At 54.8% G+C, this 25,984-nt stretch carries 26 protein-coding genes and 1 other annotated feature; of the genes, 11 read left to right on the top strand and 15 right to left on the bottom strand.

What is annotated here, in order from left to right; genetic code table 11:
• Nucleotides 1-137: 137 nt before the first annotated feature.
• The 6 genes from htpG to PGR79_RS09505 form a co-directional block, all read right to left on the bottom strand.
• Nucleotides 138-2,030 (bottom strand): molecular chaperone HtpG, encoded by a 1,893-nt coding sequence (htpG, locus tag PGR79_RS09530; RefSeq protein ID WP_430921534.1) that lies wholly within the window; start codon nucleotides 2,028-2,030, stop codon nucleotides 138-140.
• 114 nt (nucleotides 2,031-2,144) lie between these two features.
• Nucleotides 2,145-2,750, bottom strand: a complete 606-nt coding sequence (recR, locus tag PGR79_RS09525) for a recombination mediator RecR (RefSeq protein WP_430921532.1) — start codon at nucleotides 2,748-2,750, stop codon at nucleotides 2,145-2,147.
• Nucleotides 2,750-3,082 carry a YbaB/EbfC family nucleoid-associated protein gene (locus PGR79_RS09520; RefSeq protein WP_008805448.1) on the bottom strand — a complete coding sequence of 111 codons (333 nt, stop codon included), beginning with the start codon at nucleotides 3,080-3,082 and terminating at the stop codon, nucleotides 2,750-2,752. Before PGR79_RS09520 ends, recR begins: the two co-directional genes overlap by 1 nt.
• Nucleotides 3,083-3,139: 57 nt before the next feature.
• Complete coding sequence (gene dnaX / locus PGR79_RS09515) at nucleotides 3,140-5,050, bottom strand: DNA polymerase III subunit gamma/tau (protein ID WP_213794242.1); 1,911 nt, start codon at nucleotides 5,048-5,050, stop codon at nucleotides 3,140-3,142.
• Nucleotides 3,743-3,807: a sequence feature (DnaX frameshifting element), on the bottom strand. It overlaps the preceding gene by 65 nt.
• Nucleotides 5,051-5,142: 92 nt before the next feature.
• Nucleotides 5,143-5,694, bottom strand: a complete 552-nt coding sequence (gene apt, locus PGR79_RS09510; RefSeq protein ID WP_047076200.1) for an adenine phosphoribosyltransferase — start codon at nucleotides 5,692-5,694, stop codon at nucleotides 5,143-5,145.
• 150 nt (nucleotides 5,695-5,844) lie between these two features.
• Nucleotides 5,845-6,222: a DUF454 family protein gene (locus PGR79_RS09505; protein ID WP_015704615.1), complete on the bottom strand. Its 378-nt coding sequence runs from the start codon at nucleotides 6,220-6,222 to the stop codon at nucleotides 5,845-5,847.
• A 69-nt stretch (nucleotides 6,223-6,291) separates the two neighbouring features.
• Between PGR79_RS09505 and priC the strand changes: the two genes are divergently transcribed.
• Nucleotides 6,292-6,819 (top strand): primosomal replication protein N'', encoded by a 528-nt coding sequence (priC, locus tag PGR79_RS09500; RefSeq protein WP_015367910.1) that lies wholly within the window; start codon nucleotides 6,292-6,294, stop codon nucleotides 6,817-6,819.
• Nucleotides 6,820-6,831: 12 nt separating this feature from the next.
• Complete coding sequence (rsmS, locus tag PGR79_RS09495) at nucleotides 6,832-7,005, top strand: pleiotropic regulatory protein RsmS (protein ID WP_015704613.1); 174 nt, start codon at nucleotides 6,832-6,834, stop codon at nucleotides 7,003-7,005.
• A 37-nt stretch (nucleotides 7,006-7,042) separates the two neighbouring features.
• Here the strand turns inward: rsmS and mscK are convergent, their stop codons facing one another.
• Both mscK and acrR read right to left on the bottom strand, forming a co-directional pair.
• Nucleotides 7,043-10,387 (bottom strand): mechanosensitive channel MscK, encoded by a 3,345-nt coding sequence (gene mscK / locus PGR79_RS09490; protein ID WP_430921529.1) that lies wholly within the window; start codon nucleotides 10,385-10,387, stop codon nucleotides 7,043-7,045.
• A 129-nt stretch (nucleotides 10,388-10,516) separates the two neighbouring features.
• Nucleotides 10,517-11,167, bottom strand: coding sequence for a multidrug efflux transporter transcriptional repressor AcrR (acrR, locus tag PGR79_RS09485; protein ID WP_045393528.1), 651 nt, complete (start codon nucleotides 11,165-11,167; stop codon nucleotides 10,517-10,519).
• A 141-nt stretch (nucleotides 11,168-11,308) separates the two neighbouring features.
• Between acrR and acrA the strand changes: the two genes are divergently transcribed.
• The 6 genes from acrA (at nucleotide 11,309) to PGR79_RS09455 (ending at nucleotide 18,054) form a co-directional block, all read left to right on the top strand.
• Nucleotides 11,309-12,508 carry a multidrug efflux RND transporter periplasmic adaptor subunit AcrA gene (gene acrA / locus PGR79_RS09480; protein ID WP_087860356.1) on the top strand — a complete coding sequence of 400 codons (1,200 nt, stop codon included), beginning with the start codon at nucleotides 11,309-11,311 and terminating at the stop codon, nucleotides 12,506-12,508.
• 22 nt (nucleotides 12,509-12,530) lie between these two features.
• On the top strand, nucleotides 12,531-15,677 hold the full coding sequence (gene acrB, locus PGR79_RS09475) for a multidrug efflux RND transporter permease subunit AcrB (RefSeq protein ID WP_015704610.1): 3,147 nt from the start codon (nucleotides 12,531-12,533) through the stop codon (nucleotides 15,675-15,677).
• Nucleotides 15,678-16,149: 472 nt separating this feature from the next.
• Entirely contained in the window at nucleotides 16,150-16,524 is a 375-nt protein-coding gene (tomB, locus tag PGR79_RS09470; RefSeq protein ID WP_015367917.1) for an Hha toxicity modulator TomB, read from the top strand.
• A gap of 26 nt (nucleotides 16,525-16,550) precedes the next feature.
• Nucleotides 16,551-16,769, top strand: a complete 219-nt coding sequence (locus PGR79_RS09465; RefSeq protein WP_015367918.1) for an HHA domain-containing protein — start codon at nucleotides 16,551-16,553, stop codon at nucleotides 16,767-16,769.
• Between the two features lie 131 nt (nucleotides 16,770-16,900).
• Nucleotides 16,901-17,461 (top strand): maltose O-acetyltransferase, encoded by a 561-nt coding sequence (gene maa, locus PGR79_RS09460; protein ID WP_087860357.1) that lies wholly within the window; start codon nucleotides 16,901-16,903, stop codon nucleotides 17,459-17,461.
• Between the two features lie 128 nt (nucleotides 17,462-17,589).
• Nucleotides 17,590-18,054 carry a YlaC family protein gene (locus PGR79_RS09455; RefSeq protein WP_087860358.1) on the top strand — a complete coding sequence of 155 codons (465 nt, stop codon included), beginning with the start codon at nucleotides 17,590-17,592 and terminating at the stop codon, nucleotides 18,052-18,054.
• Here the strand turns inward: PGR79_RS09455 and PGR79_RS09450 are convergent.
• Nucleotides 18,029-19,483, bottom strand: coding sequence for a PLP-dependent aminotransferase family protein (locus PGR79_RS09450; protein WP_308958850.1), 1,455 nt, complete (start codon nucleotides 19,481-19,483; stop codon nucleotides 18,029-18,031). The genes PGR79_RS09455 and PGR79_RS09450 overlap by 26 nt on opposite strands.
• Before the next feature lie 102 nt (nucleotides 19,484-19,585).
• Between PGR79_RS09450 and PGR79_RS09445 the strand changes: the two genes are divergently transcribed.
• Nucleotides 19,586-20,296, top strand: a complete 711-nt coding sequence (locus PGR79_RS09445) for a GNAT family N-acetyltransferase (RefSeq protein WP_087860360.1) — start codon at nucleotides 19,586-19,588, stop codon at nucleotides 20,294-20,296.
• Here PGR79_RS09445 and ykgO read toward each other — a convergent pair.
• Nucleotides 20,293-20,433 (bottom strand): type B 50S ribosomal protein L36, encoded by a 141-nt coding sequence (gene ykgO, locus PGR79_RS09440; RefSeq protein ID WP_003859006.1) that lies wholly within the window; start codon nucleotides 20,431-20,433, stop codon nucleotides 20,293-20,295. The genes PGR79_RS09445 and ykgO overlap by 4 nt on opposite strands.
• Nucleotides 20,434-20,435: 2 nt before the next feature.
• The gene (locus tag PGR79_RS09435; protein ID WP_015367923.1) at nucleotides 20,436-20,696 is read right to left on the bottom strand and encodes a type B 50S ribosomal protein L31; all 261 of its coding nucleotides are present in this window, start codon (nucleotides 20,694-20,696) and stop codon (nucleotides 20,436-20,438) included.
• Nucleotides 20,697-20,918: 222 nt separating this feature from the next.
• Between PGR79_RS09435 and PGR79_RS09430 the strand changes: the two genes are divergently transcribed.
• The gene (locus tag PGR79_RS09430; RefSeq protein ID WP_087860361.1) at nucleotides 20,919-22,478 is read left to right on the top strand and encodes an EAL domain-containing protein; all 1,560 of its coding nucleotides are present in this window, start codon (nucleotides 20,919-20,921) and stop codon (nucleotides 22,476-22,478) included.
• Between the two features lie 40 nt (nucleotides 22,479-22,518).
• Here PGR79_RS09430 and PGR79_RS09425 read toward each other — a convergent pair whose 3' ends face one another.
• Both PGR79_RS09425 and PGR79_RS09420 read right to left on the bottom strand, forming a co-directional pair.
• Entirely contained in the window at nucleotides 22,519-22,872 is a 354-nt protein-coding gene (locus tag PGR79_RS09425) for a DUF1428 domain-containing protein (RefSeq protein ID WP_015367925.1), read from the bottom strand.
• Between the two features lie 88 nt (nucleotides 22,873-22,960).
• Nucleotides 22,961-23,575: a YczE/YyaS/YitT family protein gene (locus tag PGR79_RS09420; protein ID WP_087860363.1), complete on the bottom strand. Its 615-nt coding sequence runs from the start codon at nucleotides 23,573-23,575 to the stop codon at nucleotides 22,961-22,963.
• Between the two features lie 87 nt (nucleotides 23,576-23,662).
• On the opposite strand from PGR79_RS09420, the gene PGR79_RS09415 reads away from it, so the two are divergent.
• Complete coding sequence (locus PGR79_RS09415) at nucleotides 23,663-25,090, top strand: PLP-dependent aminotransferase family protein (protein WP_113373757.1); 1,428 nt, start codon at nucleotides 23,663-23,665, stop codon at nucleotides 25,088-25,090.
• 132 nt (nucleotides 25,091-25,222) lie between these two features.
• On the opposite strand, the gene PGR79_RS09410 is transcribed toward PGR79_RS09415, so the two are convergent.
• Nucleotides 25,223-25,438 (bottom strand): hypothetical protein, encoded by a 216-nt coding sequence (locus PGR79_RS09410; RefSeq protein WP_015367928.1) that lies wholly within the window; start codon nucleotides 25,436-25,438, stop codon nucleotides 25,223-25,225.
• Complete coding sequence (locus PGR79_RS09405; RefSeq protein ID WP_015367929.1) at nucleotides 25,435-25,692, bottom strand: hypothetical protein; 258 nt, start codon at nucleotides 25,690-25,692, stop codon at nucleotides 25,435-25,437. The genes PGR79_RS09410 and PGR79_RS09405 overlap by 4 nt, the downstream gene beginning before the upstream one ends.
• Nucleotides 25,693-25,984: the final 292 nt, after the last annotated feature.

Genomic DNA, 25,984 nt, shown 5'->3' with positions numbered 1-25,984 from the left:
GGCTGAAACGGTTAATGGTGAGATATTTTACGGTTGAGGAAGATTAAGGCCCTCACCCCGGCCCTCTCCCGCAGGGAGAGGGAGAAAAGCCCCTCTGCGGCGAGCAGTCCCCTCTCCCTTTAGGGAGAGGGTTAGGGTTAGGGTGAGGGTAAAGCGTAGGATGCCAACAGTTGGTTCATACGACGGATGAACTGGTTAGGGTCCTCCAGCGTGCCGCGTTCCGCCAGCAGCGCCTGATCCAGCAGCAGCTCAACCCACTCGCCAAACTGCGCGTCGTCCTGGGTATCGGCGGCGCGTTTCACCAGCGGATGCGCCGGGTTCAGCTCGAAGATGTACTTCACTTCCGGCGCCGCCTGACCGGCAGCGGCGAACAGCTTCGCCATCTGGGTGCTCATTTCGTCGGCATCGGTGGTGACAATCGCCGGAGTGTCGGTCAGACGATGCGTCAGACGCACCTCTTTCACGCGCTCGCCAAGCAGGCCTTTCACGCGCTCAACGAACGGCTCCAGCGCTTTTTCAGCTTCTTTGGCGGATTCGTCAACTTCGTCCGCCAGTTTCTCCAGCGACTCGTCGGCTTTGGCGACCGACTGGAACGCCTTGCCGTCGAACTCGGTCAGGTAGCTCATCATCCACTCGTCAATGCGATCGGACAGCAGCAGAACTTCGATACCTTTCTTACGCAGCAGCTCGAGATGCGGGCTGCTCTTCGCCGCCGCATAGCTGTCGGCGGTGATGTAGTAGATCTTCTCCTGTCCTTCTTTCATGCGCGAAACGTACTCTTCCAGCGACACGGTCTGCGCGGAAGAATCAGTATGCGTCGTGGCGAAGCGCAGCAGTTTAGCAATGGCTTGCTGGTTGGAGGCATCTTCCGCCGGGCCTTCTTTCAGCACCAGGCCAAACTGTTTCCAGAAGGTCTGATATTTTTCGGCGTCGTCTTTCGCCAGCTTTTCAAGCATTTGCAGCACGCGTTTGGTCAGCGCGGTACGCAGGTTGCGGGTAACGTTGCTATCCTGCAGGATTTCACGCGACACGTTCAGCGGCAGATCGTTGGAGTCTATCAGGCCGCGAACGAAACGCAGGTAGTTCGGCATAAACTGCTCGGCGTCGTCCATGATGAAGACGCGCTGTACGTACAGCTTCAGGCCGTGCTTATGATCGCGGTTCCACATATCCCACGGCGCCTGCGACGGAATATACAGCAGGCTGGTGTACTCCTGCTTACCTTCGACGCGGTTGTGGCTCCAGGTCAGCGGATCGCTGAAATCATGGGCAATATGCTTATAGAACTCTTTGTATTCGTCGTCGCTGACTTCAGATTTGCTGCGGGTCCACAGCGCCTGCGCCTTGTTGATTTTTTCCCACGAAATAACGGTTTCGCCGTCCACTTCTTCGCGTTTTTCAATCTCAACCGGCAGCGCGATATGGTCAGAGTATTTGCTGATGATAGAACGCACGCGCCAGTCGTTAAGGAAGTCATCTTCGCCTTCACGCAGATGCAGCGTGATTTCGGTCCCACGATCGGCTTTGGTGATATCGGCGACGGTATATTCGCCTTCACCAGCCGATTCCCAGAACACGCCGTTTTCCGGTTTGTCGCCCGCGGCGCGGGTGCGCACGGTGACTTTGTCGGCAACGATAAAGGCCGAATAGAAGCCGACGCCGAACTGGCCAATCAACTGGCTGTCTTTCGCCTGATCGGAGCCCATTGATTCGAGGAACGCCTTGGTGCCGGATTTGGCGATGGTTCCGAGATGGTCAATGACCTCGTCGCGGTTCATGCCGATGCCGTTATCGGCGATGGTCAGCGTACGGTTGTCTTTATCAAACGATACGCGTACGCGCAGTTCGCCGTCGCCTTCATACAGATCCGGCTGGGAAAGCGCGCGGAAACGCAGCTTATCCGCCGCATCCGAGGCGTTGGAGATGAGCTCGCGCAGGAAGATTTCTTTGTTGGAATAAAGAGAATGGATCATCAGGTGCAGAAGCTGTTTCACTTCTGACTGGAAACCACGGGTTTCTTGTCCTTTCATGTAAGTCGACCTCAACAATGCCATTTATTATTAATGGAAATAACGTGTTGGGGAGGAGATGGGGATAGGTGCGAGATTTTTCAAGCGGAGGCGGCGAACGCAGCCTCCATTTGTTCAGAAAATAATCTTGTGACGCCCGGCCAGTGAGTGCGACAGCGTGGTGCCGTCGACCATTTCCAGCTCGCCGCCAACCGGTACGCCGTGGGCGATGCGGCTGGCGTCAACGCCATACTGCGCGCAGAGCTCAGCGATGTAGTTGGCCGTCGCCTCGCCTTCAACCGTTGGGTTGGTGGCGAGGATCAGCTCGCTGATTGACTCGGCTTCAAGACGTTGTTCAAGACGATCGAGCCCGATGTCATCCGGCCCGATGCCGTCAAGCGGCGACAGGTGGCCCATCAGCACGAAGTAGCGGCCGGAATACTGCCCGGTCTGCTCAATGGCGTAGATGTCCGCTGGACTCTCCACCACGCAGATCTGACCGTTTTCCTTGCGACGCGGATTGCTGCAAATATTGCACACCTCCTGCTCGGTGAAGGTGCGGCAATCAGCGCAGTGGCCGATTTCCGACATTGCGCGCGTCAGCGCCTGCGCCAGACGCATACCGCCGCTGCGATCGCGCTGCAGTAGCGTAAACGCCATGCACTGCGCCGACTTGGGGCCAACGCCCGGCAGACAGCGAAGCGCTTCCATAAGCTGAGTTAACAGCGGGCTGGTTTGCATCAGAACGGCATCTTGAAGCCTGGCGGCAGCTGCATGCCGGCAGAAACGGAGGCCATTTTCTCTTTCTGGGTCTCTTCAATGCGGCGCGCAGCGTCGTTGAACGCGGCAGCCACCAGATCTTCCAGCATCTCTTTGTCGTCTTCCAGCAGGCTTGGGTCGATTTCCACGCGACGGCAGTTATGCGCGCCGTTGATGGTCACTTTTACCAGACCCGCGCCGGACTCACCGGTCACTTCCAGCTGCGCGATCTCTTCCTGCATTTTCTGCATTTTGTCTTGCATCTGCTGGGCCTGTTTCATCAGGTTACCCAGGCCGCCTTTTCCACCAAACATAGGCTTCTCTCTCAGTAAGTCATCGTTAAGGGTACTGAACGCCAGTCAGACTGGCGATCAAATGGGGCGGATACTCTCTTCATCCAGATCGGCGTCGAAGAATCTTCGCAGGGTCTGAACGTTGTTATCCGCAATAATTGCCTCGCGCGCCTGCGCGAGCTTCTCTTCATAAATTGCCTGTCGCCACTCCAGCGGCGTGCGCATCGCCGAATTATCGTCTTCAACGATGGTCAATTCAACCGGCGCGCCGTACAACACGCCCAGCGCTTCGGCCAGTTTTTGCTGCGCGCCGGCGGAGTTGAGATGGCGCTGACTCGGGCGCAGATGCAGGCAAATGCGGTTGCCGTCCTGCTCTTTCCACGCGTTCAGCGCGACCTGCTCAACCAGTTTCGGTACCACCAATTGGCTCACTTCCGCCGCCCAGCTATCGCGCTCGACCGCTTCCACGGCCAGTTTCGCCGCCAGCTCCGGCGTTTTTTCATGCTCCAGCGCTTTTTTCAACGCTTTTGGCGTGGCGACTTCGACTTTGGTCTCTTCAATCGGAGCCGTCGATTTCCAGCGATAGGCTTCTTTTTTCGCCGGGGCCTGCTCAAGCGCGGCCGCAGCCGGACGAGCCTGTACGCGCTCGGTAATCGAACTCAGTCGTTCCAGCGCAGCGTTATTCACCGGCCGCGCGCGGGATGCGGCTGCCGGTTCACTCTTTTTTGGGGTGGTTGCTCCCGGGGTTCGCTGCAGCCGACTACGCGCCGCCAGCACCTGGCTGGTGCTTTGCGGTAGATTCTGCGGCGGCGCTGATGGCGACGATACGGGCGGTGCCGCTTGTTGTACCGGCGCAGAGGTTGGAACCTGAACGGGCTTCACTTCCGGCTCCGGCAGCGGCTGACGCGGATGGAAAGCCAGCGCGCGCAGCAGCGTCATTTCAACTCCCATACGCCGGTCCGGCGCATAAGGCAGCTCTTTGCGGCCAATCAGCAGCGTCTGATAGTAAAGCTGCACATCAGCCGGCGGTACGGTACGAGCCAGCTCGCGCATTCGTAGCTCGACGGCGGCCATATCCGCCCCCAGCGCCGATGGCGAGAGCTGGACCATCGCGATACGGTGCAGCAGGCTTTGCATTTCCACCAGCAGCGCTTCCCACTCAACGCCGCGCGCGGCGGCGTCGCTGACGCCTGCCATCACGCGCTCGCCGTCGGCGGCCACCAGCGCTTCTATCAAGGATAGCGCCTGATCGTCATCGAGGGTGCCGAGCATTTCGCTGACGGACTGCGCGCTTAAGCGGCCATCGCCGCTGGCGATGGCCTGATCGGTCAGGCTTAACGCATCGCGCAGGCTGCCATCCGCGGCGCGCGACAGCAGCTGCAGCGCGCGCGGCTCAAACGCGATCTGCTCTTCGCCAAGAATGTGTTCAAGCTGATGGCGGATCTGTTCGACATCCAGCGCCTTGAGGTGGAACTGCAGGCAGCGGGATAAAATCGTCACCGGCAGCTTTTGCGGATCGGTAGTCGCCAGCAGGAATTTGACGTGCGCGGGCGGCTCCTCCAGCGTTTTCAATAACGCGTTGAAGCTGTGACGCGACAGCATGTGCACTTCATCGATCAGGTAGACCTTGAAGCGACCGCGGGCCGGCGCGTACTGGACGTTGTCAAGCAGATCGCGGGTATCTTCCACTTTGGTGCGCGAGGCGGCATCGATCTCGATCAGATCGACAAAGCGGCCTTGTTCTATTTCGCGACAGTTATCGCAGACGCCGCACGGCGTCGCGGTAATACCGCTTTCGCAGTTTAACCCCTTCGCCAACAGCCGGGCGATGGAAGTTTTCCCTACTCCGCGGGTACCGGAAAAGAGATATGCGTGATGGATGCGCCCTAACGATAAGCCGTTCGCCAGTGCGGTCAGCACATGTTCCTGGCCGACGACGTCAGCAAAGGTTTGTGGGCGCCATTTACGGGCTAAGACCTGATAACTCATGGGCTGGCTCTGAAACGCTGGAAGGTGAATTCACGAGGGGGTAATGCTATCACAGCCCCGCCGGATCGGCGAGGCTATGTGTCGGGATTTGCTTAGTGGCCCGGGAAAGGCACCAGGCTAAAGCAATTGATGCCCAGTTTTTCCAGGCGCTGTTCGCCGCCCAGATCGAAAAGATTGATAATAAAAGCGGCATCGTGAACTTCGCCGCCCAGGCGACGAATCAGCTTCACGGTGGCGTCAATGGTGCCGCCGGTCGCCAGCAGGTCATCAACGACCAGCACTTTATCGCCTTTTTTGATGGCATCAACGTGGATTTCCAGCTGATCGGTGCCATATTCAAGCTCATAGCTTTCGGCGATGGTTTCGCGCGGCAACTTGCGCGGCTTACGAACCGGAACAAAGCCAACGCCCAGCGCCAACGCAACCGGGGCGCCGAACAGAAAACCACGCGCTTCGGTCCCCACCACTTTGGTGATGCCGGCGTCTTTATAACGCTCGGTTAGCAGTTCAATGCTAAGCGCATAGGCTTTAGGGTCTTCCAGCAAGCTGGTGACATCGCGGAAAAGGATGCCCGGTTTCGGATAATCCTGGACGCTTTGGATGCTGTTTTTCAGATATTCAAGCTGCTGTGCAGTTGCGGTCATAAGTGTATGCCTGATTGAAACGGTGTTACCCACGGGCGTGCAAAATGGGCCAAAGAAACATTTGTTTAACCTTTGACCAGGCTTACCCGCGCTCGAAAACGCCAGAATTTACTGGCTGTCGCCAACAATTGCAACAGGCATTATTGCGCATCAGTGCTTTTGTTGCTTTGCGTCAACCACCGGAATGCGCCACATAAATATCAGCAGGCAGGCGAGGATTGCCAGCAGCAGGATGCGCACCCACATAAGCTTAACCAGCCACAGAGAAATGGCAAAGGTCAGTAAAATCATGATAATGGCTCGCGGCTTGGCCCCCGGCGGCATCGCCCGGTACTGCTGCCAGTGGCGAAGATAGCCGCCAAACCACGAGCGATACAGCAGCCAGTGGTGAAAGCGCGGCGACGAGCGGGCAAAACACCATGCGGCGAGCAGGATAAATGGCGTTGTCGGTAACAGCGGTAAGAAGACGCCCAGCGTCCCCAGCACTACCGCCAGCCAGCCAATGATGATTAAAATAATACGTGGCATAATGCGAATCGTTATCAAGCAGATGTCGCTACTGTAGCACAGTTGCTGAGTAGGGAATGGAGGAGTTATTTGAAAACAACCCGGCTTTTACAAACGCTGAAAAATCAGCTGGCTGAACTGGCGCTTCAGGTGGCGCCGCTGTCCAGCCACGCTACGTTGAGCCCGCGTTTCGACCGCCAGCTGTTCCGTACCCGCGACACCCAGATGCAGGCGTATCTCGACGAAGCACAGCATAATCTCGCCGAGCTCCAGCATGCCGTTGAGCATCAGCATCTGCCCCAGGTCGCCTGGCTCGCCGAGCGGCTGGTGGCGCAGATTGCCGCCATTAGCCGTGAGACGGCGACCTGGTCGTTACGCCAATGGGACAGCGCCTCGCCGACGTTAAACCGTTGGCAACGCCGCCGCCTGCAGCACCAGGAGTATGAACGCCGCCTGCTAGCAATGCGCAACGATCGCCAACGTCAGCTGGCGTCGGCAACGACGCTTGCCGAACAGCAACGGCTAACGAAAGAGGTCGAGGCCTATGCCGGGCGCCTGGCCCGCTGTCGCGATGCGCTGGAAAATATTGAAAACGTACTGGCGCGTTTAACGCGCTAACAGGAGAGGATTATGTCGCTGGAAAATGCACCGGACGAGGTCAAACTGGCCGTCGATTTAATCATGTTGCTGGAGGAAAACCGGGTCAGCGCAAAAACGGTGCTGGGAGCGTTGGATATTATTAAGCGCGACTATGAAAACAAACTGAAAAACGCCCAACCTGACGCGCCCCTGTCAGAAGAATAAAACGATTCGGGGCGGCATATGCCGCCCCGATTAGCGATTATGCGACGCCTGGCGCCGTATCATCTCCTTTATTATCGCGCTTCACTTCCGTCACTTCATCTCCCTTCTCGTTACGCAGATGAACTTCCAGCTGGTTGAAGGCAATATCGATATTGTTTTCACGGCACAGGCGATCGATAGAGCGGTTAAGCTCATCCACCGCGTAGCTGCGATCGCGCAGTTCACGCACGTAGAGGCGCAGTTCATGATCCAGCGTGCTGGCGCCGAAGGTGGTAAAGAAGACCGACGGCGCCGGTTCCTGCATCACTTTCGGATGTTCATGCGCCGCCTGCAGCAGCACCTCTTTAACTTTATCGAGATCGGATCCGTAGGCCACGCCCAGGCGGATCACCACGCGGGTGATGGTATCGGAGAGCGACCAGTTGATCAGCCGTTCAGTCACGAAGGCCTTGTTTGGAATAATCACCTCTTTGCGATCGAAATCGGTGATGGTCGTCGCGCGGATACGGATCTTACTGACGGTGCCTGAGAAGGTACCGATAGTGACCGTATCGCCGATACGCACCGGGCGTTCGAAGAGAATGATCAGGCCGGAGACGAAGTTACCGAAGATCTCCTGTAAGCCAAAACCTAAACCAACCGACAGCGCCGCGGCCAGCCACTGCAATTTATCCCACGACACGCCTAACGAGCCGAATACCGTCATCGCGCCGATGGCGATAATCGCGTAGTTGAGGATCGTCGTTATCGCATAGGAAGCGCCCTGGCGCATATTAAGACGCGACAGCACCAGCACTTCCAGCAGGCCCGGTAAGTTACGGATCAGCGCCCAGGCGACCATCGAGGCAACAATCGCAAACAGCAGGCTGCCCATGGTCACGCTTTTCACCACGCTGGCCCCGGCTTCAGTGCCGTTGTAGTGCCAGAGCGTAATGCTGTCGAGATAGGCGAACACGGTTATCAGATCGGACCAAATCGCCCAGAACAGCACCGCGAACAGCGCCACCATCACCAGCATGGTGATACGCAGCGTTTGCTGGTTAACCTGTTCGAGCGCGATCGTTGGCTCTTCCTGCGGTTCAGCGCCTTCCGCCCCTTCTTTCACCAGATGCTGGCGACGCGCCAGCGCCCGGCGCCAGGCAATACGTCGCGCCGCTACGCTCAGGCCGCGCAGCACGGTCTGGTACAGCAGGTTCCACATCATTACCAGATAGACGGTCTCAATCCAGCGGCCAGCCAGACGCAGCGTGGTATAGAAGTAACCGGTCGCCGTGAGGACCATCAGCGCGACGGGTACAATCGACAGCACGGTCACCGTCAGCAGGCGTAGGCTGTGCGACTCTTTGTCACGCCAGCTTTCGCGGCACATCGGCCACACCAGCACCGCAATCAGCAGCAGGTTGACGAAGATAACAAACTGCCCAAGTACATCGTCCATCAAATTAAGCGGAGAGAGCTCAGAAACAACCGACCAGAAATTCAGCGGCAGCAGCGCCAGGCTGACGCGGACGATCTGCCGTCGCCAGTGGCTGGTTAGCTGCGCGGGCATATTGAAATGCTTCACCGCCACGCCGTCTTTTTCCAGTACCTTCCAGCACAGGCCGAACACCAGCCAGAACATCGCCAGCTTCTTACTGTAAGCCCACAGCAGGTTGCTGACATTCAGCTGCATGGTCAGCAGGATAAGCCCGACGGCGAGGATGAGCAGCACCACCGGCAGCGCTCTGATCAAATCAATCAGGATCGCTTTTGGCGTGTTGAGCTGGGTATCGTTGCGTAACTGACCTACCTGAGAGGCCAGCTTCGCCTGGTAATCACGCAGCCACTGCAGGCGCCAGCGGATGAGACCGGCAATCAGCAGCAGCGGCAGCCCGGCAAGGAACGCGATAAACACCGCCGGCCAGGCTTTTTCCCAGTTGACGGTGATTTTCATCGATTTGAACTGGCCTTTCAGCGCTTCCGGGAAGGATTTAATCCACTCCCAATCCATCGGTTTATTGCTGTTCACCCAGAAAATCTGCTGGGTCAGAATTGATTTCAGATTGCTGGAGACGCTCATCAACTGCTGCTGGTTAATCTGCAGGTTGATGGCCATCATCAGCTGGTTCCCCAGCTGTTTGTTAAACTGGTCGAGCAATTCACGGCGCATGTCCACAACCTCCAACAGGGCGGCGTGAACCTCCGGCGTGACTTCGCTGCTATGGCCCTCTTCCAGTTTTGCCACGAAGGCATCGCTCTGGAATAACGCATCGCGCTGCTGGTTAACTTCAAACTGCTCCAGGCGTAGGTCGGCGATGCGGTTGGTCATATCCTGCAGCTCATCCGCTGATGGCAACGTTTGCTGCTGCTGATAAAGGATACGCGACAGCAGCAGGCTGCCTTTCAATACGGAAATCTGCTCTTTGATATCGCGTTCGGACTGCAGCGCGCGGTCGAGCCAGTTTTTGACTCTGATATTACGCTGCACCAGCTGGTTGCCGTTTTCGGTCGCCTGAATCAGCTTTTCGCTGAGCTGGTGGTTGACATCAAGCTCCTGCTTAACCAGCGGATTATTTTGGATCCGCGTAGTCTCCTCAGGCGAGACCGCTTCCTGAGCGGTTTTCTCGGTGAGCGTCAGCCGCTTGCTGTTCACCGCTTCCTGTAAGAGCTGTAGCTGATGTTCCAGCCGGTTGCTGTGGGCGGTGACGTAGTCGCGCTGTTTCTGCAGCGTATCCTGCAGAACGGTATTGCCTTCCAGGCTCTTACGCTGCTGTTCGATCTCCGCATTCAGCAACGCCTGCTGCGCCAGCAGCAACCCCTGCTGCGTCGGGCGCAACGTCTCTTCGCCCGGCGCGGTGCCGTTGAGGCGGTTACGAATTTGCTGTAATTGCTGAGAGGCAGAATACATCGCGTTCTGCACGCGCTCCGGCTGAGTCTGCAGCGAAACTAATTGGCTGTTGTAGGTCGCCAGATCGTTCTGCGCGCTTTGCAGATCGTCGAGCGCCTGGGACACGCGCGACTCAAGCTGTCGCAGCGACAACGTGCTCAGACTTTTACGGGTGACTTCATCATCAGGAACGTCGCTCAGCGCATTCAGACTGTCTACCGCCTGACGCATTTTCGCCGGCGCCTGTTCAACCTGCTGACGCAGTTGAACGGTTTCAGACTTTATACGTTCAATCTTATCGAGCGTTTCTAAAGTCTGGGTCAGGTCCTGCTGAACTAATTTTTCCTGCGGCGTGAGTTCTTTTTGCTTATTTAGCGTAGTGAGCTGGCTTTGAATGTCAGAACGGTCAGGTAAATCTGCAGCCTGAACCTGGCTGAAGCTCAGAGTGCCAACTATAAGGACCAGTGCAAAGACAATGGTGGAAATAGCATGAGGCCAACGATTTGTATGCTGCATAGTATTAACATGAATGGTTGCAAATGCCGGAGAATACCGGGGGTCGTCGCAGCGCGCAGAATAGCACTTCTCCCTGCGCACGAATAGCGGCAGAGATAAGTAAAATTTACCTTTATTTACTGCTGGTCGTCAGGCCACAATTGCAGACGGGCTACGCAACGATGGACAGGTTTGGTACATCTCAATGAGCGTGTCTACATAAGCGCGGGCTTCCGCATGGAGATTAAAGGTCTCGGGCGCAAAGAGCCAATTTTCCATTAATCCGGAAAGATAACTGCGCATCAGAATTGCCGCACGGCGAGTGAGTAAATTCGCAGGTAATTGTTGAGCAGTGATACACTCTTTTAATGTTTGCTCAATACGATCGTAGCTTTCAAGCCATAAACTGCGCTGTGCTTGTTGGACAACGGCCATTTCTCCGACAAATTCGCATTTATGGAAGATGATTTCCATCATCAGGCGTCTACGTTCCTCTACTACCGTCGCTTCGAGGATATAGACCAGTATTTCGCGAACAACTGACAGTGGATCGTTAGGGAATTTTGCCCGATACTCAACTTCGAGATCGCTAATGCTGGCGTCAGAGAGACTCCATATTTCATTAAACAGATCGGATTTGTTTTTGAAATGCCAGTAAATCGCGCCCCTGGTCACTCCGGCAGCTTTTGCAATCGCGGCCAACGAGGTAGATGATACGCCTTGCTGCGAAAACAAACGCAGGGCAACGTCAAGAATCAGTTGCCGGGTTTCAAGTGCCTGTTGTTTGGTTTTTCGTGCCATAGGTTGATGACTTTACAGAGGTTGCGTTTACATACATTTGTGAATGTATGTACCATAGCATGACCATAATAGAAAGACTGAAGTGGGTTTGTGGACGTTTGAGCCACTGAAAATTTGAAATTGGACACTCGAGGTTTACATATGAACAAAAACAGAGGGTTAACGCCTCTGGCGGTCGTTCTGATGCTCTCAGGCAGCTTAGCGCTAACAGGATGTGACGATAAACCGGCTCAACAAGGAGCCCAGCAAATGCCGGAAGTCGGTATTGTCACGCTCAAATCCGCACCTCTACAAATCACCACTGAACTTCCTGGTCGTACCAATGCTTATCGTGTCGCAGAAGTCCGTCCTCAGGTAAGTGGCATTATTCTGAAACGTAACTTCACTGAAGGCAGCGATATTCAGGCGGGGGTGTCTCTTTATCAGATCGATCCGGCAACCTATCAGGCAAGCTATGAAAGCGCCAAAGGCGACTTAGCGAAAGCCCAGGCCGCCGCAAACATCGCTCAGTTGACGGTTAAACGCTACCAGAAACTGGTTGGTACCAAATACATCAGCCAACAAGAATATGATTCAGCCGTTGCCGATGCTCAGCAAAGCAACGCCGCCGTCGTTGCCGCCAAGGCTGCTGTTGAAACTGCGCGTATCAATCTGGCTTATACCAAAGTGACTTCGCCAATCAGCGGACGCATCGGTAAATCTACGGTCACCGAAGGCGCGCTGGTGCAAAACGGGCAAACCACCGCGCTGGCTACCGTTCAGCAGTTGGATCCTATCTATGTTGACGTTACCCAATCGAGCAACGATTTCCTGCGTCTGAAACAGGAACTGGCGAACGGTAAACTGAAGCAGGAAAACGGTAAGGCCAAAGTCGAACTGGTCACCAATGACGGTCTGAAGTACCCGCAAGAGGGTACGCTGGAATTCTCCGATGTTACCGTTGACCAGACCACCGGTTCTATCACGCTGCGCGCTATCTTCCCGAACCCGGACCACACTCTGCTGCCAGGGATGTTCGTCCGCGCACGTCTGGAAGAAGGTATTAACCCGGATGCGCTGCTGGTTCCACAACAGGGCGTTACCCGTACCCCGCGCGGCGATGCCAGCGTAATGGTGGTCGGCGAAGGCGACAAAGTTGAAGTTCGCCAGGTCACCGCAACTCAGGCTATCGGCGATAAGTGGTTAGTGACCGAGGGTCTGAAATCAGGCGATCGCGTGATCGTCGCTGGCCTGCAAAAAGTCAAACCAGGCGTACAGGTAAAAGCGCAGGAAGTAGCTTCAGACAACCAACAGCAAACCGCCGGCAACGCGAACGCTCAGTCTGAACAAACCAAGTCTTAACTTAAACAGGAGCCGTTAAGACATGCCTAATTTCTTTATCGATCGCCCCATATTTGCATGGGTGATCGCCATAATCATCATGTTGGCCGGGGGGCTTTCAATTATGAAACTCCCCGTGGCGCAATATCCAACGATTGCGCCGCCAGCAGTGACGATCTCGGCCACCTACCCGGGGGCTGATGCGAAAACGGTGCAGGATACCGTGACACAGGTTATCGAACAGAACATGAACGGTATCGATAACCTGATGTACATGTCCTCGAACAGTGACTCCACCGGTACGGTGCAGATCACCCTTACCTTCCAGTCCGGTACTGACGCAGATATCGCCCAGGTACAGGTGCAGAATAAGCTGCAGTTGGCGATGCCGCTGCTGCCGCAGGAAGTACAACAACAGGGCGTGAGCGTGGAGAAATCCTCCAGTAGCTTCCTGATGGTTGTCGGGGTTATCAACACTAACGGCACCATGACGCAGGAGGATATTTCCGACTACGTGGGCGCCAATATGAAGGATGCCATCAGCCGTACCTCCGGCGTCGGCGACGTTCAGCTGTTCGGTTCCCAGTACGCGATGCGTATCTGGATGGACCCGACGAAGCTAAACAACTTCCAGTTGACTCCGGTAGATGTCATCAACGCCATTAAAGCGCAGAACGCCCAGGTCGCGGCAGGTCAGTTAGGCGGTACGCCGCCGGTGAAAGGCCAGCAGTTGAACGCCTCGATCATCGCCCAGACGCGTCTGACTTCCGCTGATGAATTCAGTAAGATTCTGCTGAAAGTCAATCAGGATGGTTCACAGGTTCGTCTGCGCGACGTGGCGAAAGTTGAGCTCGGCGGCGAAAACTACGACATCATCGCGAAGTTTAACGGCCAACCGGCTTCCGGTCTGGGGATTAAACTGGCCACCGGCGCTAACGCCCTGGATACCGCCAACGCCATCCGTGCCGAGCTGGCGAAGATGGAACCGTACTTCCCGTCAGGCCTGAAAATCGTCTACCCGTACGATACTACCCCGTTCGTGAAAATCTCTATTCATGAAGTGGTAAAAACGCTGGTGGAAGCGATCATCCTGGTGTTCCTGGTCATGTATCTGTTCCTGCAGAACTTCCGCGCCACGCTGATCCCGACCATTGCAGTACCGGTGGTATTGCTTGGGACATTCGCCATCCTGGCGGTGTTTGGCTTCTCGATAAACACCCTGACGATGTTCGGGATGGTGCTGGCCATCGGCTTGCTGGTGGATGACGCCATCGTGGTAGTAGAAAACGTCGAGCGCGTAATGGCGGAGGAAGGATTGCCGCCGAAAGAAGCGACCCGTAAGTCGATGGGTCAGATTCAGGGCGCGCTGGTCGGTATCGCGATGGTGCTGTCTGCGGTATTTATCCCGATGGCCTTCTTCGGCGGTTCAACCGGCGCGATTTATCGCCAGTTCTCGATCACTATCGTTTCCGCGATGGCGCTGTCGGTACTGGTAGCGCTGATTCTGACGCCAGCGCTGTGCGCCACCATGCTGAAACCGATTCAGAAAGGCGGCCATGGCGAGCACAAAGGCTTCTTTGGCTGGTTTAACCGCATGTTCGATAAGAGCACGCACCATTACACCGACAGCGTAGGCAACATTCTGCGTAGTACCGGTCGTTACCTGGTGCTGTATCTGATTATCGTCGTCGGTATGGCCTACCTGTTCGTTCGTCTGCCAAGCTCCTTCTTGCCGGACGAAGACCAGGGCGTGTTCTTGAGTATGGCGCAGCTTCCGGCGGGCGCGAGTCAGGAACGTACGCAGAAAGTCCTCGACGAGATGACTGACTACTACCTGACCAAAGAGAAGAACAACGTTGAATCGGTGTTCGCGGTTAACGGTTTTGGTTTTGCAGGTCGCGGTCAGAACACCGGTATCGCCTTCGTGTCGTTAAAAGACTGGAGCGAACGCCCGGGTTCAGAAAACAAAGTTGAAGCGATTACCGGTCGCGCGATGGCCCGTTTCTCGCAGATTAAAGATGCGATGGTCTTCGCCTTTAACCTGCCGGCGATCGTCGAACTGGGTACCGCTACCGGCTTTGACTTCCAGCTTATCGATCAGGGTGGTTTAGGGCATGAGAAATTAACTCAGGCGCGTAACCAGCTGTTTGGTATGGTCGCGCAGCATCCCGATCTGCTGGTCGGCGTGCGTCCTAACGGCCTGGAAGATACGCCGCAGTTCAAGATCGATATCGATCAGGAAAAAGCGCAGGCGCTGGGTGTTTCAATTAGCGACATTAACACCACCCTCGGCGCAGCGTGGGGCGGCAGCTACGTCAACGACTTCATCGACCGCGGTCGCGTGAAGAAAGTGTACGTCATGTCTGAAGCGAAATACCGTATGCTGCCAGAAGATATCGGCAACTGGTATGTACGCGGCAGCGATGGCCAAATGGTGCCGTTCTCCGCCTTCTCCACTTCCCACTGGGAATATGGTTCACCGCGTCTGGAGCGTTACAACGGTCTGCCATCGATGGAAATCCTCGGTCAGGCAGCCCCGGGCCGCAGTACGGGTGAAGCGATGGCGATGATGGAACAGCTGGCAAGCAAACTGCCTTCAGGCGTCGGTTACGACTGGACCGGTATGTCCTATCAGGAACGCCTGTCAGGCAACCAGGCCCCGGCGCTGTATGCTATCTCGCTTATCGTCGTCTTCCTGTGTCTGGCGGCGTTGTACGAGAGCTGGTCGATTCCGTTCTCCGTCATGCTGGTGGTACCGTTGGGTGTTGTTGGCGCGCTGTTAGCGGCAACCTTCCGCGGGCTGACTAACGACGTTTACTTCCAGGTCGGCCTGCTGACGACCATCGGCCTGTCGGCGAAGAACGCGATACTTATCGTTGAATTCGCCAAAGACCTGATGGAAAAAGAAGGCAAAGGCCTGATTGAAGCGACGCTGGAAGCGGTTCGTATGCGTCTGCGCCCAATCCTGATGACTTCTCTGGCGTTTATCCTCGGGGTCATGCCGCTGGTTATCAGCTCAGGCGCAGGTTCCGGCGCGCAGAACGCTGTCGGTACCGGCGTAATGGGCGGGATGGTGACCGCGACGGTTCTGGCGATCTTCTTCGTGCCGGTGTTCTTCGTGGTGGTTCGTCGCCGCTTCAGTAAGAAAACTGAAGATATTGAGCATAACCATCCGGTTGAGCATCATTAATCTTGCTTAAGCTAAGGGCCGCGTTTGCGGCCCTTTTTCTTTAGGGGTATTTAAACGCACACATTGTTATTGTTTATTTTACGTTCTGACATATAATATACATTGATGAACGTTGTTCTATCTTTATTAAGATTTCCGTTATCGGCTTCACCATCAGGCTTTATTCAGAATATTCTTAATCACCAACAACTTCCCGACAACCTTCTCGCTGCAGGCAGGCGTCAATCAGATAAACTGATGATATATAAGGCTGACGTTCCAGTTTCGCCAAACATAAAAGGAATCCGTATAATAGGATCTGTTTTTTTAAGATAAATTAACCGTATTTATTGTAATTTTTCGTAATAGCACGGTGAAATGTTTTTGAGACTGGATTATAGTTAAATCACAGGATTACAATGTTTGAGCCTGGTCTTCATCCCACAACGGTGTTTGTTAGTCGTCGTTTAAACCACTTACAAGGGGATGTGTTATGGACGAGTACTCGCCAAAAAGACATGATATCGCGCAGCTTAGATTTCTCTGCGAAACCCTGTATCATGACTGCCTTGCAAACCTGGAAGAGAGCAACCGCGGCTGGGTTAACGACCCCACTTCGGCGGTGAATCTTCAATTAAATGAATTGATCGAGCACATAGCAACTTACGCGCTTAATTATAAAATTAAGTATGCTGAGGATAATAAGCTGATTTCTCAGCTTGACGAATACCTGGATGACACTTTTATGCTGTTCAGTAGTTATGGCATAAACACAAGCGATCTCCAAAAATGGCGCAAATCAGGCAATCGCCTATTCCGATGCTTTGTCAACGCCAGCCGGGAGAACCCGGCGAGTCTTTCTTGTTAGAATTATTACATTCAAAAGGTGAAATGATGTCTGGTAAACCATTAACTAAAACAGACTATTTGATGCGTTTACGCCGCTGTCAGACAATTGATACGCTGGAGCGCGTAATTGAAAAGAATAAATATGAACTTTCCGACAATGAATTGGCGGTATTTTACTCAGCAGCCGATCATCGTCTTGCTGAATTGACCATGAATAAGCTATACGACAAAATCCCAACTTCAGTATGGAAATTTATCCGCTAGTTTATTTTCTGTCATTAATACAACGGCACCTCAACAGGGATTGATCAGAATATTAAACGTCTGAGTCCCGTATTGCTGCATATGAAACCGGTTTCGCTTTATACTGTTTCTTCTTTAACCAGGAGAAGACCATGAGCGAAGAGAAAAGGAAAATGATCGCCGGCGAGCCATATCTGGCTGGAGACGCCACCTTAAAAGCAGACCGCCTGCACGCCAGGCAGGTACTGCACCGTTACAATCACTCTGCGCCGGATGAACGCGAAATACGCGCCACGCTGCTGGCTGAACTTTTTGGCAAGGCGACCGACGCCTATATTGAACCCACTTTCCGCTGCGATTACGGCTATAACATCAGCCTCGGCGCCAATTTTTACGCTAACTTTGACTGCGTGATGCTCGATGTTTGCCCGATCCGGATTGGCGATAACTGTATGCTGGCGCCGGGCGTCCATATCTATACCGCCACCCATCCACTGGATCCGACGGAACGCAATAGCGGTATTGAGTACGGAAAACCGGTGGTTATCGGCCATAACGTGTGGATTGGCGGCCGGGCGGTTATCAACCCCGGCGTAACAATCGGCGACAACGCGGTTATCGCATCCGGCGCCGTGGTGGTGAAAGATGTGCCGGCCAATGCGGTGGTCGGCGGTAATCCTGCAAAAATCATCAAGCAGCTATTAACCGAATAATAGTAACTGTTATGCTTTTCTGTAACTGATCTGTTACTTTAACCCCAGTCTCCGGCAACATAAAATAACTGCCAAACTGAGCCGTAGAGCCTGAAATGCCGGGCTCTACGAAGAATTCGGGGATTAAAATGACAGAAATACAGCGCCTGCTAACCAACACCATTGAGGAACTGAACGAAAAAGAAAAACGCGATAATCGCCCGCGTTTTAGTATCAGTTTTATTCGCAATCACCCGTGGCTATTTGTCGCCATGTACGCCGCCTTTTTGGCCACTCTCGTCGTCATGCTGCGCTCTGAGACGCTGGTTGATTCCGTATGGCTGCTGGTCGTCCTGTTTGTTCTGTTGAACGGCTTTTTCTTCTTTGACGTCTACCCGCGTTACCGTTATGAAGATATCGACGTGCTCGATTTTCGCGTCTGTTATAACGGCGAATGGTATAACACCCGTTTCGTCCCTGAGCAGCTGATTGACGGTATTCTGCAATCGCCGCAGGTCGCTCATGAGCAGAAAGCCCAACTGCAGAAAATGATCGCCACGAAAGGTGAACTCTCGTTCTACGATGTTTTCACCTTGACCCGCGTTGCTGCTTGATTAGCCGGTTCAACGTCCGCAGCGCCGGTACGAAATGCGCCGCTGACGTATTACCATATCCCAACACCAGGCCGCTACGCGCGGTCTGCTGGTTAAGATAAAAGCGGCTTAGCGCCGCTGGCGCCATTTGATAACGTCGCGCCTGCTCGACAATTTGCACATCGTCGATGCCATCAATGGCGACGGTTAAATGCAGCCCGCCCTCTCCGCCCCAAATCTCATTCGCCAGCGCGAATTCGCTTGCGACCGCCTCGCGTAACAGCTGCTGACGCCGACGATACAACCGGCGCATTGAAGCCAGATGGCGCGCATAATGCCCCTCTTCGATGAACAGCGCCAGCGCACGCTGCTCCAGCCGATGGCCGCCGCGCAACAGCGCGCCGATCGCCTCCTGCGCCGCCTCGGCCAGCGCCGGAGGCATTACTGCAAATCCTATCCTAAGTGACGGGAAGAGCGTTTTACTGAAGGTACCAAGGTAAACCACCGGCGCCTGCGCCACCATGCCGAGCATCGCCTGAATGGGTTCGCCGCTGTAGCGAAACTCGCTGTCATAGTCATCTTCAATAATCCACGCATCATGCTGGCGGGCATACTCCAGCAACGCCAGACGGCGCCCGGCGCTCATCACCGCCCCGCTCGGATACTGGTGCGAAGGTGAGGTAAAAATAAGCCTCGGCGCCCGCTCTTCCGCGGTATCTGGCCGCATGCCATCGCTATCAACCGCAATTCCCTTTATTTGCAGACCGGCTTTAATAAACACGCTTTTGGCGCCGAAATAACCGGGCTCTTCGACCCAGGCGGTATCCCCCGCCTCGCTCAGCAGATGCGTGCAAAGATTAACCCCCTCCAGCGCGCCTTCAGTGATCACAATTTGCCGCGCTGTGCAGCGAATGCCCCGGGATAAGGCCAGATGACGGGCAATCGCCTCGCGCAGCGCCGGTTCACCGGCCGCCTCCCCATACCCAAGAATCGTGCTGCCGTCCTCGCGCAGCACCCGATCGAGCAAACGGCGCCAGATAGCCAGCGGGAAGTAGTTCACCGCGGGCATGCCGGTAGTCAGCAACAGTGCCGGCGAATCCCGTCGCCCCGGCAGCGGTAGTGCGCGCAAGCGCTCAGGTAACACAACCTTTGGCGGCGTCGGTTCGCTTTCCACCAGCGTATTGAGCGCCGCGACATACGTCCCTTGACGACTGCGGATCAGATATCCCTCTATCGCCAGCTGTTCCAGCGCGCTGTTTACGGTATTGCGCGATACGCCAGCACGCTGAGCAATAACGCGCGCCCCCGGCAACCGGCTATGACTGAGTAGCTCGCCCTGTAAAATGGCCTCGCGCAGCGCCTGATAGAGCGCGCGCTGTAGCGTCGCGTCTCCCCGCTGCTGTATCCCGCGCGTCAGCAGGGTAAAAAAAGCATCATCCGGAATATTCATCATGGCTCCTCGTGGCACCATCAAAAGATACCCTTATGGCCCTTTTTATGGAACCAGTAGACGTTTAATCTCAGGACTCTTCCCGCAAACAGGACTTGACCGATGACGCAATACAACCAATTTAACCAACTCGTTGGCGACGCTTTACCTGACTGGCAGCCGCGTCCCTGGCCGCAGCGCCAGACCTTGCAAGGACAGTCATGCCGCCTGGAACCGCTTGCCGTCAAACACGCGCAAGCGCTGTTCAACGCCTATCGACAGGCGCCTGATACCCGCGCCTGGACCTGGCTTTTGCGTGAACCGGAAAACAGCGTTGCCGAGTTCAGCGCCTGGATTGCCAGCATCAGCGAGCTAAACGATCCGCTTCACTTCGCGGTGATTGATGAACGCAGTGGGCAACCGGTCGGATCGCTAGCGCTGATGCGTATTGACGCCAAAAACGGCGTCGTTGAAGTCGGCCATGTTCACTTTTCGCCGCTGCTAAGCCGCAAAGCAATGGCCACCGAAGCACAGTGGCTGCTGATGCGTTATGTCTTTGAGTCGCTCGGCTACCGCCGCTATGAGTGGAAATGCAATAGCCTGAATGAACCATCGCGGCGCGCGGCGCTGCGCTTAGGCTTTCAGTTCGAGGGGCGCTTTCGACAAGCGCTGGTGATAAAAGGCCACAATCGCGATACCGACTGGTTTTCCATTATTGATAGCGAGTGGCCGCAGGTGGATAGCGCAATGCGTCAGTGGCTGGCCGCCGGTAATTTTGATGCCAACGGCCAGCAATATCGCACGCTGGAGAGCTTTCGCAAGCCTACGAATTAACGCCGTTTTTTACGCCCCTGCACCGCTTTAAAGCGCGGGTTACTTTTGCAGATAACGTACAACCGCCCTTTGCGTTTCACTATCTGGCAATCCGGGTGGCGCTGTTTAGCGCTACGCAATGAGTTCAGTACCTGCATATTTAGCTCCTTTTGGCATCAATAAAACCACCGAAGCGCTGACGGAAACGGGCGGCGCTACCTTCGGTGGCATGCGTTTTCTGCTTACCGGTGTAATACGGATGGGATTTAGACGAAACATCTAAGGTGACATACGGATAGGTCACGCCATCCAGTTCAATCTCACGCTCGGTTTTAATGGTGGATCCCACTTTGAAGTACTCGTTCACGCTCGTATCGTGGAAAACGACGGTACGGTAGTGCGGATGAATATTAGCTTTCATGGCGAACCTCAATCAATACGTTATAACATAACAATTAAGGTACACCGTTCATAGCTAAAGATCAACCATACGAAATTAGCGGCTTCAACGAGCACCACGCGGAGCCTCAATGGACGATGATTTGCGGCCCCCTCCCCTCCAAATCGCGGTATTCGCGATCCGAGTCTTTTTTCCGCTTTCGCGTATACTCTGTGCAATCCCCGTTAAAATAAGGACATACCCATGACGACTCGCCATTTAATGAGTCTGGTTACAGGGGTGCTTATTCTCGCTATCGTACTCCCCATCGCCCTAAGCATCTGGCTGGCAATGCGTCAGGCGCAGGCGCAGTTTTATAGCGAGCTCGACCACTACTCAAAGCGTATTGTGATGCGCGTGGAACAGGTCGCCACTCAGGCCAAAGAAGCATTACAAGAAGCCGATGCTCACAGCGCCACCGCCTGTTCACCAGAACATTTGCTGAATATGCGCCGCATTGCCTACACCCATCGCTACGTGCAGGAGGTACTATGGTTGCGTAATTCGGTACCGATGTGCTCATCACTTGAAGATCATCGGGTTTCAGTGACATTCCCACAACCCGATCACGTGACCGCCGACGGCTACAGTACCTGGCTTACCTCGATCAATGACCTCGGCCTGCAACATCGCATGACCGCCTTCGGCAACAAAAATCATATTGTGATGATCGACCCGATATCATTTATTGATGTTATTGCCAGCGGCCAGGAAAAGATCCATACGATATTATTCGGCACTGAGCACGATCAGGTGGTGATCAGCAGCCAACCTCTCGATCCCGCGGTTTGGACGCGAATTAAAAACCTCCATAGCGAGACGCTAACGCTGAATAACACCGTCTATCGCGTGCATATTATCCCGGAACTGGGTCTTGGCGTCGCAAGTTGGTCGTCCACGCAGCCCCTGGATGCGCGCCTTCGCCAGCAGCTGCTGTTATGGCTGCCGATAGGGCTCTTTACCAGCCTGTTGACCTCTTTTTTACTTCTACGCCTGCTGCGCAGATTACGTTCGCCACGTTATGGCATGCTGGATGCGCTGCAATCCGATGCCATCCAGGTTTACTATCAGCCGATAGTCTCGCTGGAAGATGGCAAAATCGCCGGCGCAGAAGCGCTGGCCCGCTGGCAGCAGCCGGATGGCACTTTTTTATCACCCGATATCTTTATCCCACTGGCTGAGCAAACCGGGCTTATCACCCGGTTGACCGAAGATATTGTGCGCAAAATCTTCGCCGACCTCGGCCCCTGGCTGCGCCAACATCCGCAGATGCATGTCTCCATAAATCTGTCGGTTGATGACCTGCGCTCGCCTACGTTACCCACGCTACTCAAGGAGCAGCTGGCGCGCTGGGGAGTCAATGCGGAACAGATTCCTCTTGAGCTTACCGAACGCGGTTTTGTCGATCCGCAAACCACCCTGCCGGTAATTATTGGCTATCGCCAGGCGGGACACCGGATCTCGATCGATGATTTCGGCACCGGCTATTCCAGCCTCAGCTACCTGCAGACGCTGGATGTGGATACGCTGAAGATCGACAAGTCATTTGTCGATACGCTGGAATATAAGCCGCTGACGCCGCATATCATTGAGATGGCGAAGGCGCTGAATCTGGCGATTGTCGCCGAAGGGGTGGAAACGCCCGCTCAGCGCGACTGGCTGCGCGCGCATGGCGTCAATTACGCGCAAGGCTGGCTGTATTGTAAGGCGCTACCGAAAGAGGAATTTGTTCAGTGGGCGGAACATAATATTAAAGCGCATTAATTCATGTGCGGCGCGCTGGCAACCAGTCGCGCCGCCGGATTTACTCGTCAAGAATCGGCGCAAACCCACCGAAGATCATACGCTTGCCGTCAAAAGGCAAGCTATCGCTAAGCGCTTTGATCCGCGGGTCGCTCATCATTTTCGCATTGGCCGCATCCCTGATCTCCTTAGACGGGTACTCGATCCAACTGAAAACCACTTCCTCATCCGCCTGCGCTTTAACCGACATGCGGAAATCCGTCAGCTTCCCTTCCGGGACATCATCCGACCAACACTCCACCACGCGCGTGGCGCCAAACTCTTTAAATAGCGGCGCCGATTTTGCTGCCAGTTCGCGGTACGCCTCCTTATTTTCCGCAGGGACGGCAACGACAAAACCATCAACATACTTCATGAGTGAGTCTCCGAAGTGAACAGCGCCGGCGGCATATCCGTCGGCGTCTGAGTGATAAGTTTAGTCGCTGCTATCGCGAACGGCGATTTCAGGACGCCAGCTCCCGGCTTTTCACCGCCGCGCTGACTGGCCGCGGTTGACGGAACCAGGGTAAAAACAGCTGGATCAGCGGGCCGATAGCAAAGGCGTAAACCACGGTACCGACCCCTACTTTGCCGCCCAGCAGCCAGCCAATTAGCAGTACCGAGACTTCGATGGCGGTACGGATACCACGCAAAGACCAGCCGGTTCGCGCATGCAATCCGGTCATCAGGCCATCACGCGGCCCGGGACCAAAACCGGCGCCGATATACATCCCGGTTGCTATCGCATTCATCACTACCGCGCCGGCTAGCAGCAGACTACGCGCGGGCAGCGATTCCAGCGGCGGAAGTACCGCGAGTGTGGCATCGGCAGCAAGGCCAAGCACGATGACATTGCTAATGGTACCGAGACCCGGCATCTGACGCAGCGGGATCCACAGCAGCAGCACCGCGGCGCCGGTCACAATAATCACCGTGCCGAAACTGATATTAAGCTGTTTCGCCACCCCCAGATGAAACACATCCCACGGATCGGCCCCGAGGTTGGCATGGACGAATAACGCCGTCGACACGCCATAGAGAACCAGACCAATATAAAGTTGTAGCAAGCGACGGACCATAAACACCTCAGTATGTATTGCGAATACCCCCATCATCAGCAAAAATGGATTGGTAATTAATGGCCAGTTTTTTAAAAGTGGATCGCTATGTCAGTACGTCGTTTTGGAACACAATCACTGGTACGCCTGCTCGGCAACTGGCAGTCCCCTTCCTCGCGCGCGCCGCTGTGGCGGCAGTTGGCGGAAGCGCTGCGTCTGTTGATCCTCGATGGACGGCTGGCGCTGGAGACCCGTCTGCCCGGCGAACGAGAACTGGCGACGGCGCTAAATGTTAGCCGCACCACTATCGCCAGCGCGCTGGGGTTATTGCGAGAAGAAGGCTATCTGCAAAGTCGCCAGGGGAGTGGTTCGCGCATTGCGCTACCTGCCGGTCCGCTACTTCCCGGCGAGCAGACGCTTTCGGCGCCATCGGTCAATCTCGCCACCGCCGCCCTCAGCGCCGGACCGGAGATTCATCAAGCCTACAGCCACGCGCTGACGCTGATGCCGCAGTATTTGTCCTATACCGGGTACGATCAGCAGGGGTTAGTCGATTTGCGCGCAGTCATTGCCCGCCGCTATAGCGAACGCGGCCTGCCGACGCAGGCGGATGAAGTGATGATTGTGAATGGCGCGCTGAGCGGATTTGCCCTGGTACTGCGTTTGTTAACCGGGCCTGGCGACCGGGTGGTGGTTGACGCGCCCTCTTACCCGATGGCGATTAACGCTATTCGCGGCGCCTCCTGCCGACCGGTAGGCGTCGCGTTACCGGAAAAGGGCTGGGACTGCGACGGCCTGGCGGCGACCATTGCGCAAACTTCGCCGCGGCTGGCCTTTATGATGCCGGATTTTCATAATCCCACCGGTCGCTGCATGGATAGCGAAACCCGGCAGCGCGTCGCCGATTTGGCCGCCAGCACGCGAACGACGCTGGTCGCCGACGAAACGATGGTCGATTTATGGTACAACGCCCCGCCGCCGGCGCCGCTGGCGGCTTTCAATCCGGAAGCGCCAATAATCACTATTGGTTCAGCGGGTAAAACGTTCTGGGGAGGACTGCGAATTGGCTGGATCCGCGCCCCGGCGAGGACTATTGCCTCGCTCATCCAGGCGCGGGATACGCTCGATCTCGGTTCGCCGCTGCTGGAACAGCTGGCTTGTTGTTGGCTACTGGAGAACGAACAAACACTGTTGCCGCAACGGCGGGCAATGCTGGCCGCGCGTCGTGATATGTGCGCTGCGTTGATGGCGGAATATTTTCCCCGCTGGCGCTTTTCCGTCCCCGAGGGCGGGCTATCGTTTTGGGTGGAGCTGCCGGAGATGTTGGCAACGCAGTTCTCGGTGCGCGCTGAGAATGCCGGCATTCATATCGGCACCGGTACGCGATTCGGTCTGGAAGGTGCCTTCGACCGTTATTTACGTTTGCCTTTCACGCTACCAGATACGGAATTGTGCAACGCCTTCAGCATTTTACAACCGCTGTGGCAGACTCTTACGCAACAGAAAGAAATGGTGAGAACACGTAAAATTATATAATAAAATATCGACGGGCTGCGATCAGCCCGTCAAAAACCACCATCCATGATGAATATGAGATGTTTTATAAAATTGCAGTTCCATCTTGCCCACGCCGCATGTCATTACGATGACAACGGTGTAGTAATTTCATTAATGCTGGCGCGGAATAGGAAAACCTTTTAGCGAAATAATAAAGCCATCGTCATCTTTTTTAATTTTTGCGCCGGTTTCACACCAGTCGGAAGCAATGCGAAAAAACTCATCACTACCGATATTCCAGTTCAGGCGCACGTGCTTAACGTACCCGGAACGTAGCAGGTCACAGGCTTCACTGTAACTGCTGGCTGTAGAGAATTGTTGTTTCATCTTTTCTTCTTCAGAAGTTTTCGTAATGCTTTGATTTCTTTAGGGGTTAACGGCGACGCTTCCTCTTCGGTATGCTGGTTATCAATATCCTCATGCGAAACCCCCGCCTCGTCTGCTGAATCAATGGCCGCAAGCGCCAATTGCAGCAGCTTCTCCGTAGCCGTGCCTAAATTCTCGTTATTCACTTCCGCATAATGACGCAGTTTATCTTTTAACTCTGCGTCAATTTTCACATTCAGAACTACTGTGGTCATGATCACGCTTCCCGTGCAATAAAATCATCATAATTAATACACGAAGTTAACATCTTGATCCAGAGATATTATTTATCCTTAATAATATCTGGTAATTCCAGGAAATAATTTGCCCATTATATATGACATGAAGATGACATTAGTATGTCATTATTATTTCACATTTATGACAATGCAAAATTAAGGAATGAAAAAGAGTCGTTTTAATCACGTAAAACAATAAATGAGGTGAAGCTGCCTATAATGGTAGCAGAGAATAAAAGCACATCAAATGAAGGGAAATTAAATCAGG

This window comes from Klebsiella sp. 141161 (assembly GCF_050600815.1).
Taxonomy (GTDB): domain Bacteria; phylum Pseudomonadota; class Gammaproteobacteria; order Enterobacterales; family Enterobacteriaceae; genus Klebsiella; species Klebsiella aerogenes.
This window is presented reverse-complemented; position numbering and strand designations above follow the sequence as displayed.

Excerpts from the sequence above, each read along its gene's own strand:
- htpG (WP_430921534.1), bottom strand. The coding sequence starts at position 2,030 with ATGAAAGGACAAGAAACCCGTGGTTTCCAGTCAGAAGTGAAACAGCTT.
- recR (WP_430921532.1), bottom strand. The coding sequence starts at position 2,750 with ATGCAAACCAGCCCGCTGTTAACTCAGCTTATGGAAGCGCTTCGCTGT.
- PGR79_RS09520 (WP_008805448.1), bottom strand. The coding sequence starts at position 3,082 with ATGTTTGGTGGAAAAGGCGGCCTGGGTAACCTGATGAAACAGGCCCAG.
- dnaX (WP_213794242.1), bottom strand. The coding sequence starts at position 5,050 with ATGAGTTATCAGGTCTTAGCCCGTAAATGGCGCCCACAAACCTTTGCT.
- apt (WP_047076200.1), bottom strand. The coding sequence starts at position 5,694 with ATGACCGCAACTGCACAGCAGCTTGAATATCTGAAAAACAGCATCCAA.
- PGR79_RS09505 (WP_015704615.1), bottom strand. The coding sequence starts at position 6,222 with ATGCCACGTATTATTTTAATCATCATTGGCTGGCTGGCGGTAGTGCTG.
- rsmS (WP_015704613.1), top strand. The coding sequence starts at position 6,832 with ATGTCGCTGGAAAATGCACCGGACGAGGTCAAACTGGCCGTCGATTTA.
- mscK (WP_430921529.1), bottom strand. The coding sequence starts at position 10,387 with ATGCAGCATACAAATCGTTGGCCTCATGCTATTTCCACCATTGTCTTT.
- acrR (WP_045393528.1), bottom strand. The coding sequence starts at position 11,167 with ATGGCACGAAAAACCAAACAACAGGCACTTGAAACCCGGCAACTGATT.
- acrA (WP_087860356.1), top strand. The coding sequence starts at position 11,309 with ATGAACAAAAACAGAGGGTTAACGCCTCTGGCGGTCGTTCTGATGCTC.
- acrB (WP_015704610.1), top strand. The coding sequence starts at position 12,531 with ATGCCTAATTTCTTTATCGATCGCCCCATATTTGCATGGGTGATCGCC.
- tomB (WP_015367917.1), top strand. The coding sequence starts at position 16,150 with ATGGACGAGTACTCGCCAAAAAGACATGATATCGCGCAGCTTAGATTT.
- PGR79_RS09465 (WP_015367918.1), top strand. The coding sequence starts at position 16,551 with ATGTCTGGTAAACCATTAACTAAAACAGACTATTTGATGCGTTTACGC.
- maa (WP_087860357.1), top strand. The coding sequence starts at position 16,901 with ATGAGCGAAGAGAAAAGGAAAATGATCGCCGGCGAGCCATATCTGGCT.
- PGR79_RS09455 (WP_087860358.1), top strand. The coding sequence starts at position 17,590 with ATGACAGAAATACAGCGCCTGCTAACCAACACCATTGAGGAACTGAAC.
- PGR79_RS09450 (WP_308958850.1), bottom strand. The coding sequence starts at position 19,483 with ATGAATATTCCGGATGATGCTTTTTTTACCCTGCTGACGCGCGGGATA.
- PGR79_RS09445 (WP_087860360.1), top strand. The coding sequence starts at position 19,586 with ATGACGCAATACAACCAATTTAACCAACTCGTTGGCGACGCTTTACCT.
- ykgO (WP_003859006.1), bottom strand. The coding sequence starts at position 20,433 with ATGCAGGTACTGAACTCATTGCGTAGCGCTAAACAGCGCCACCCGGAT.
- PGR79_RS09435 (WP_015367923.1), bottom strand. The coding sequence starts at position 20,696 with ATGAAAGCTAATATTCATCCGCACTACCGTACCGTCGTTTTCCACGAT.
- PGR79_RS09430 (WP_087860361.1), top strand. The coding sequence starts at position 20,919 with ATGACGACTCGCCATTTAATGAGTCTGGTTACAGGGGTGCTTATTCTC.
- PGR79_RS09425 (WP_015367925.1), bottom strand. The coding sequence starts at position 22,872 with ATGAAGTATGTTGATGGTTTTGTCGTTGCCGTCCCTGCGGAAAATAAG.
- PGR79_RS09420 (WP_087860363.1), bottom strand. The coding sequence starts at position 23,575 with ATGGTCCGTCGCTTGCTACAACTTTATATTGGTCTGGTTCTCTATGGC.
- PGR79_RS09415 (WP_113373757.1), top strand. The coding sequence starts at position 23,663 with ATGTCAGTACGTCGTTTTGGAACACAATCACTGGTACGCCTGCTCGGC.
- PGR79_RS09410 (WP_015367928.1), bottom strand. The coding sequence starts at position 25,438 with ATGAAACAACAATTCTCTACAGCCAGCAGTTACAGTGAAGCCTGTGAC.
- PGR79_RS09405 (WP_015367929.1), bottom strand. The coding sequence starts at position 25,692 with ATGACCACAGTAGTTCTGAATGTGAAAATTGACGCAGAGTTAAAAGAT.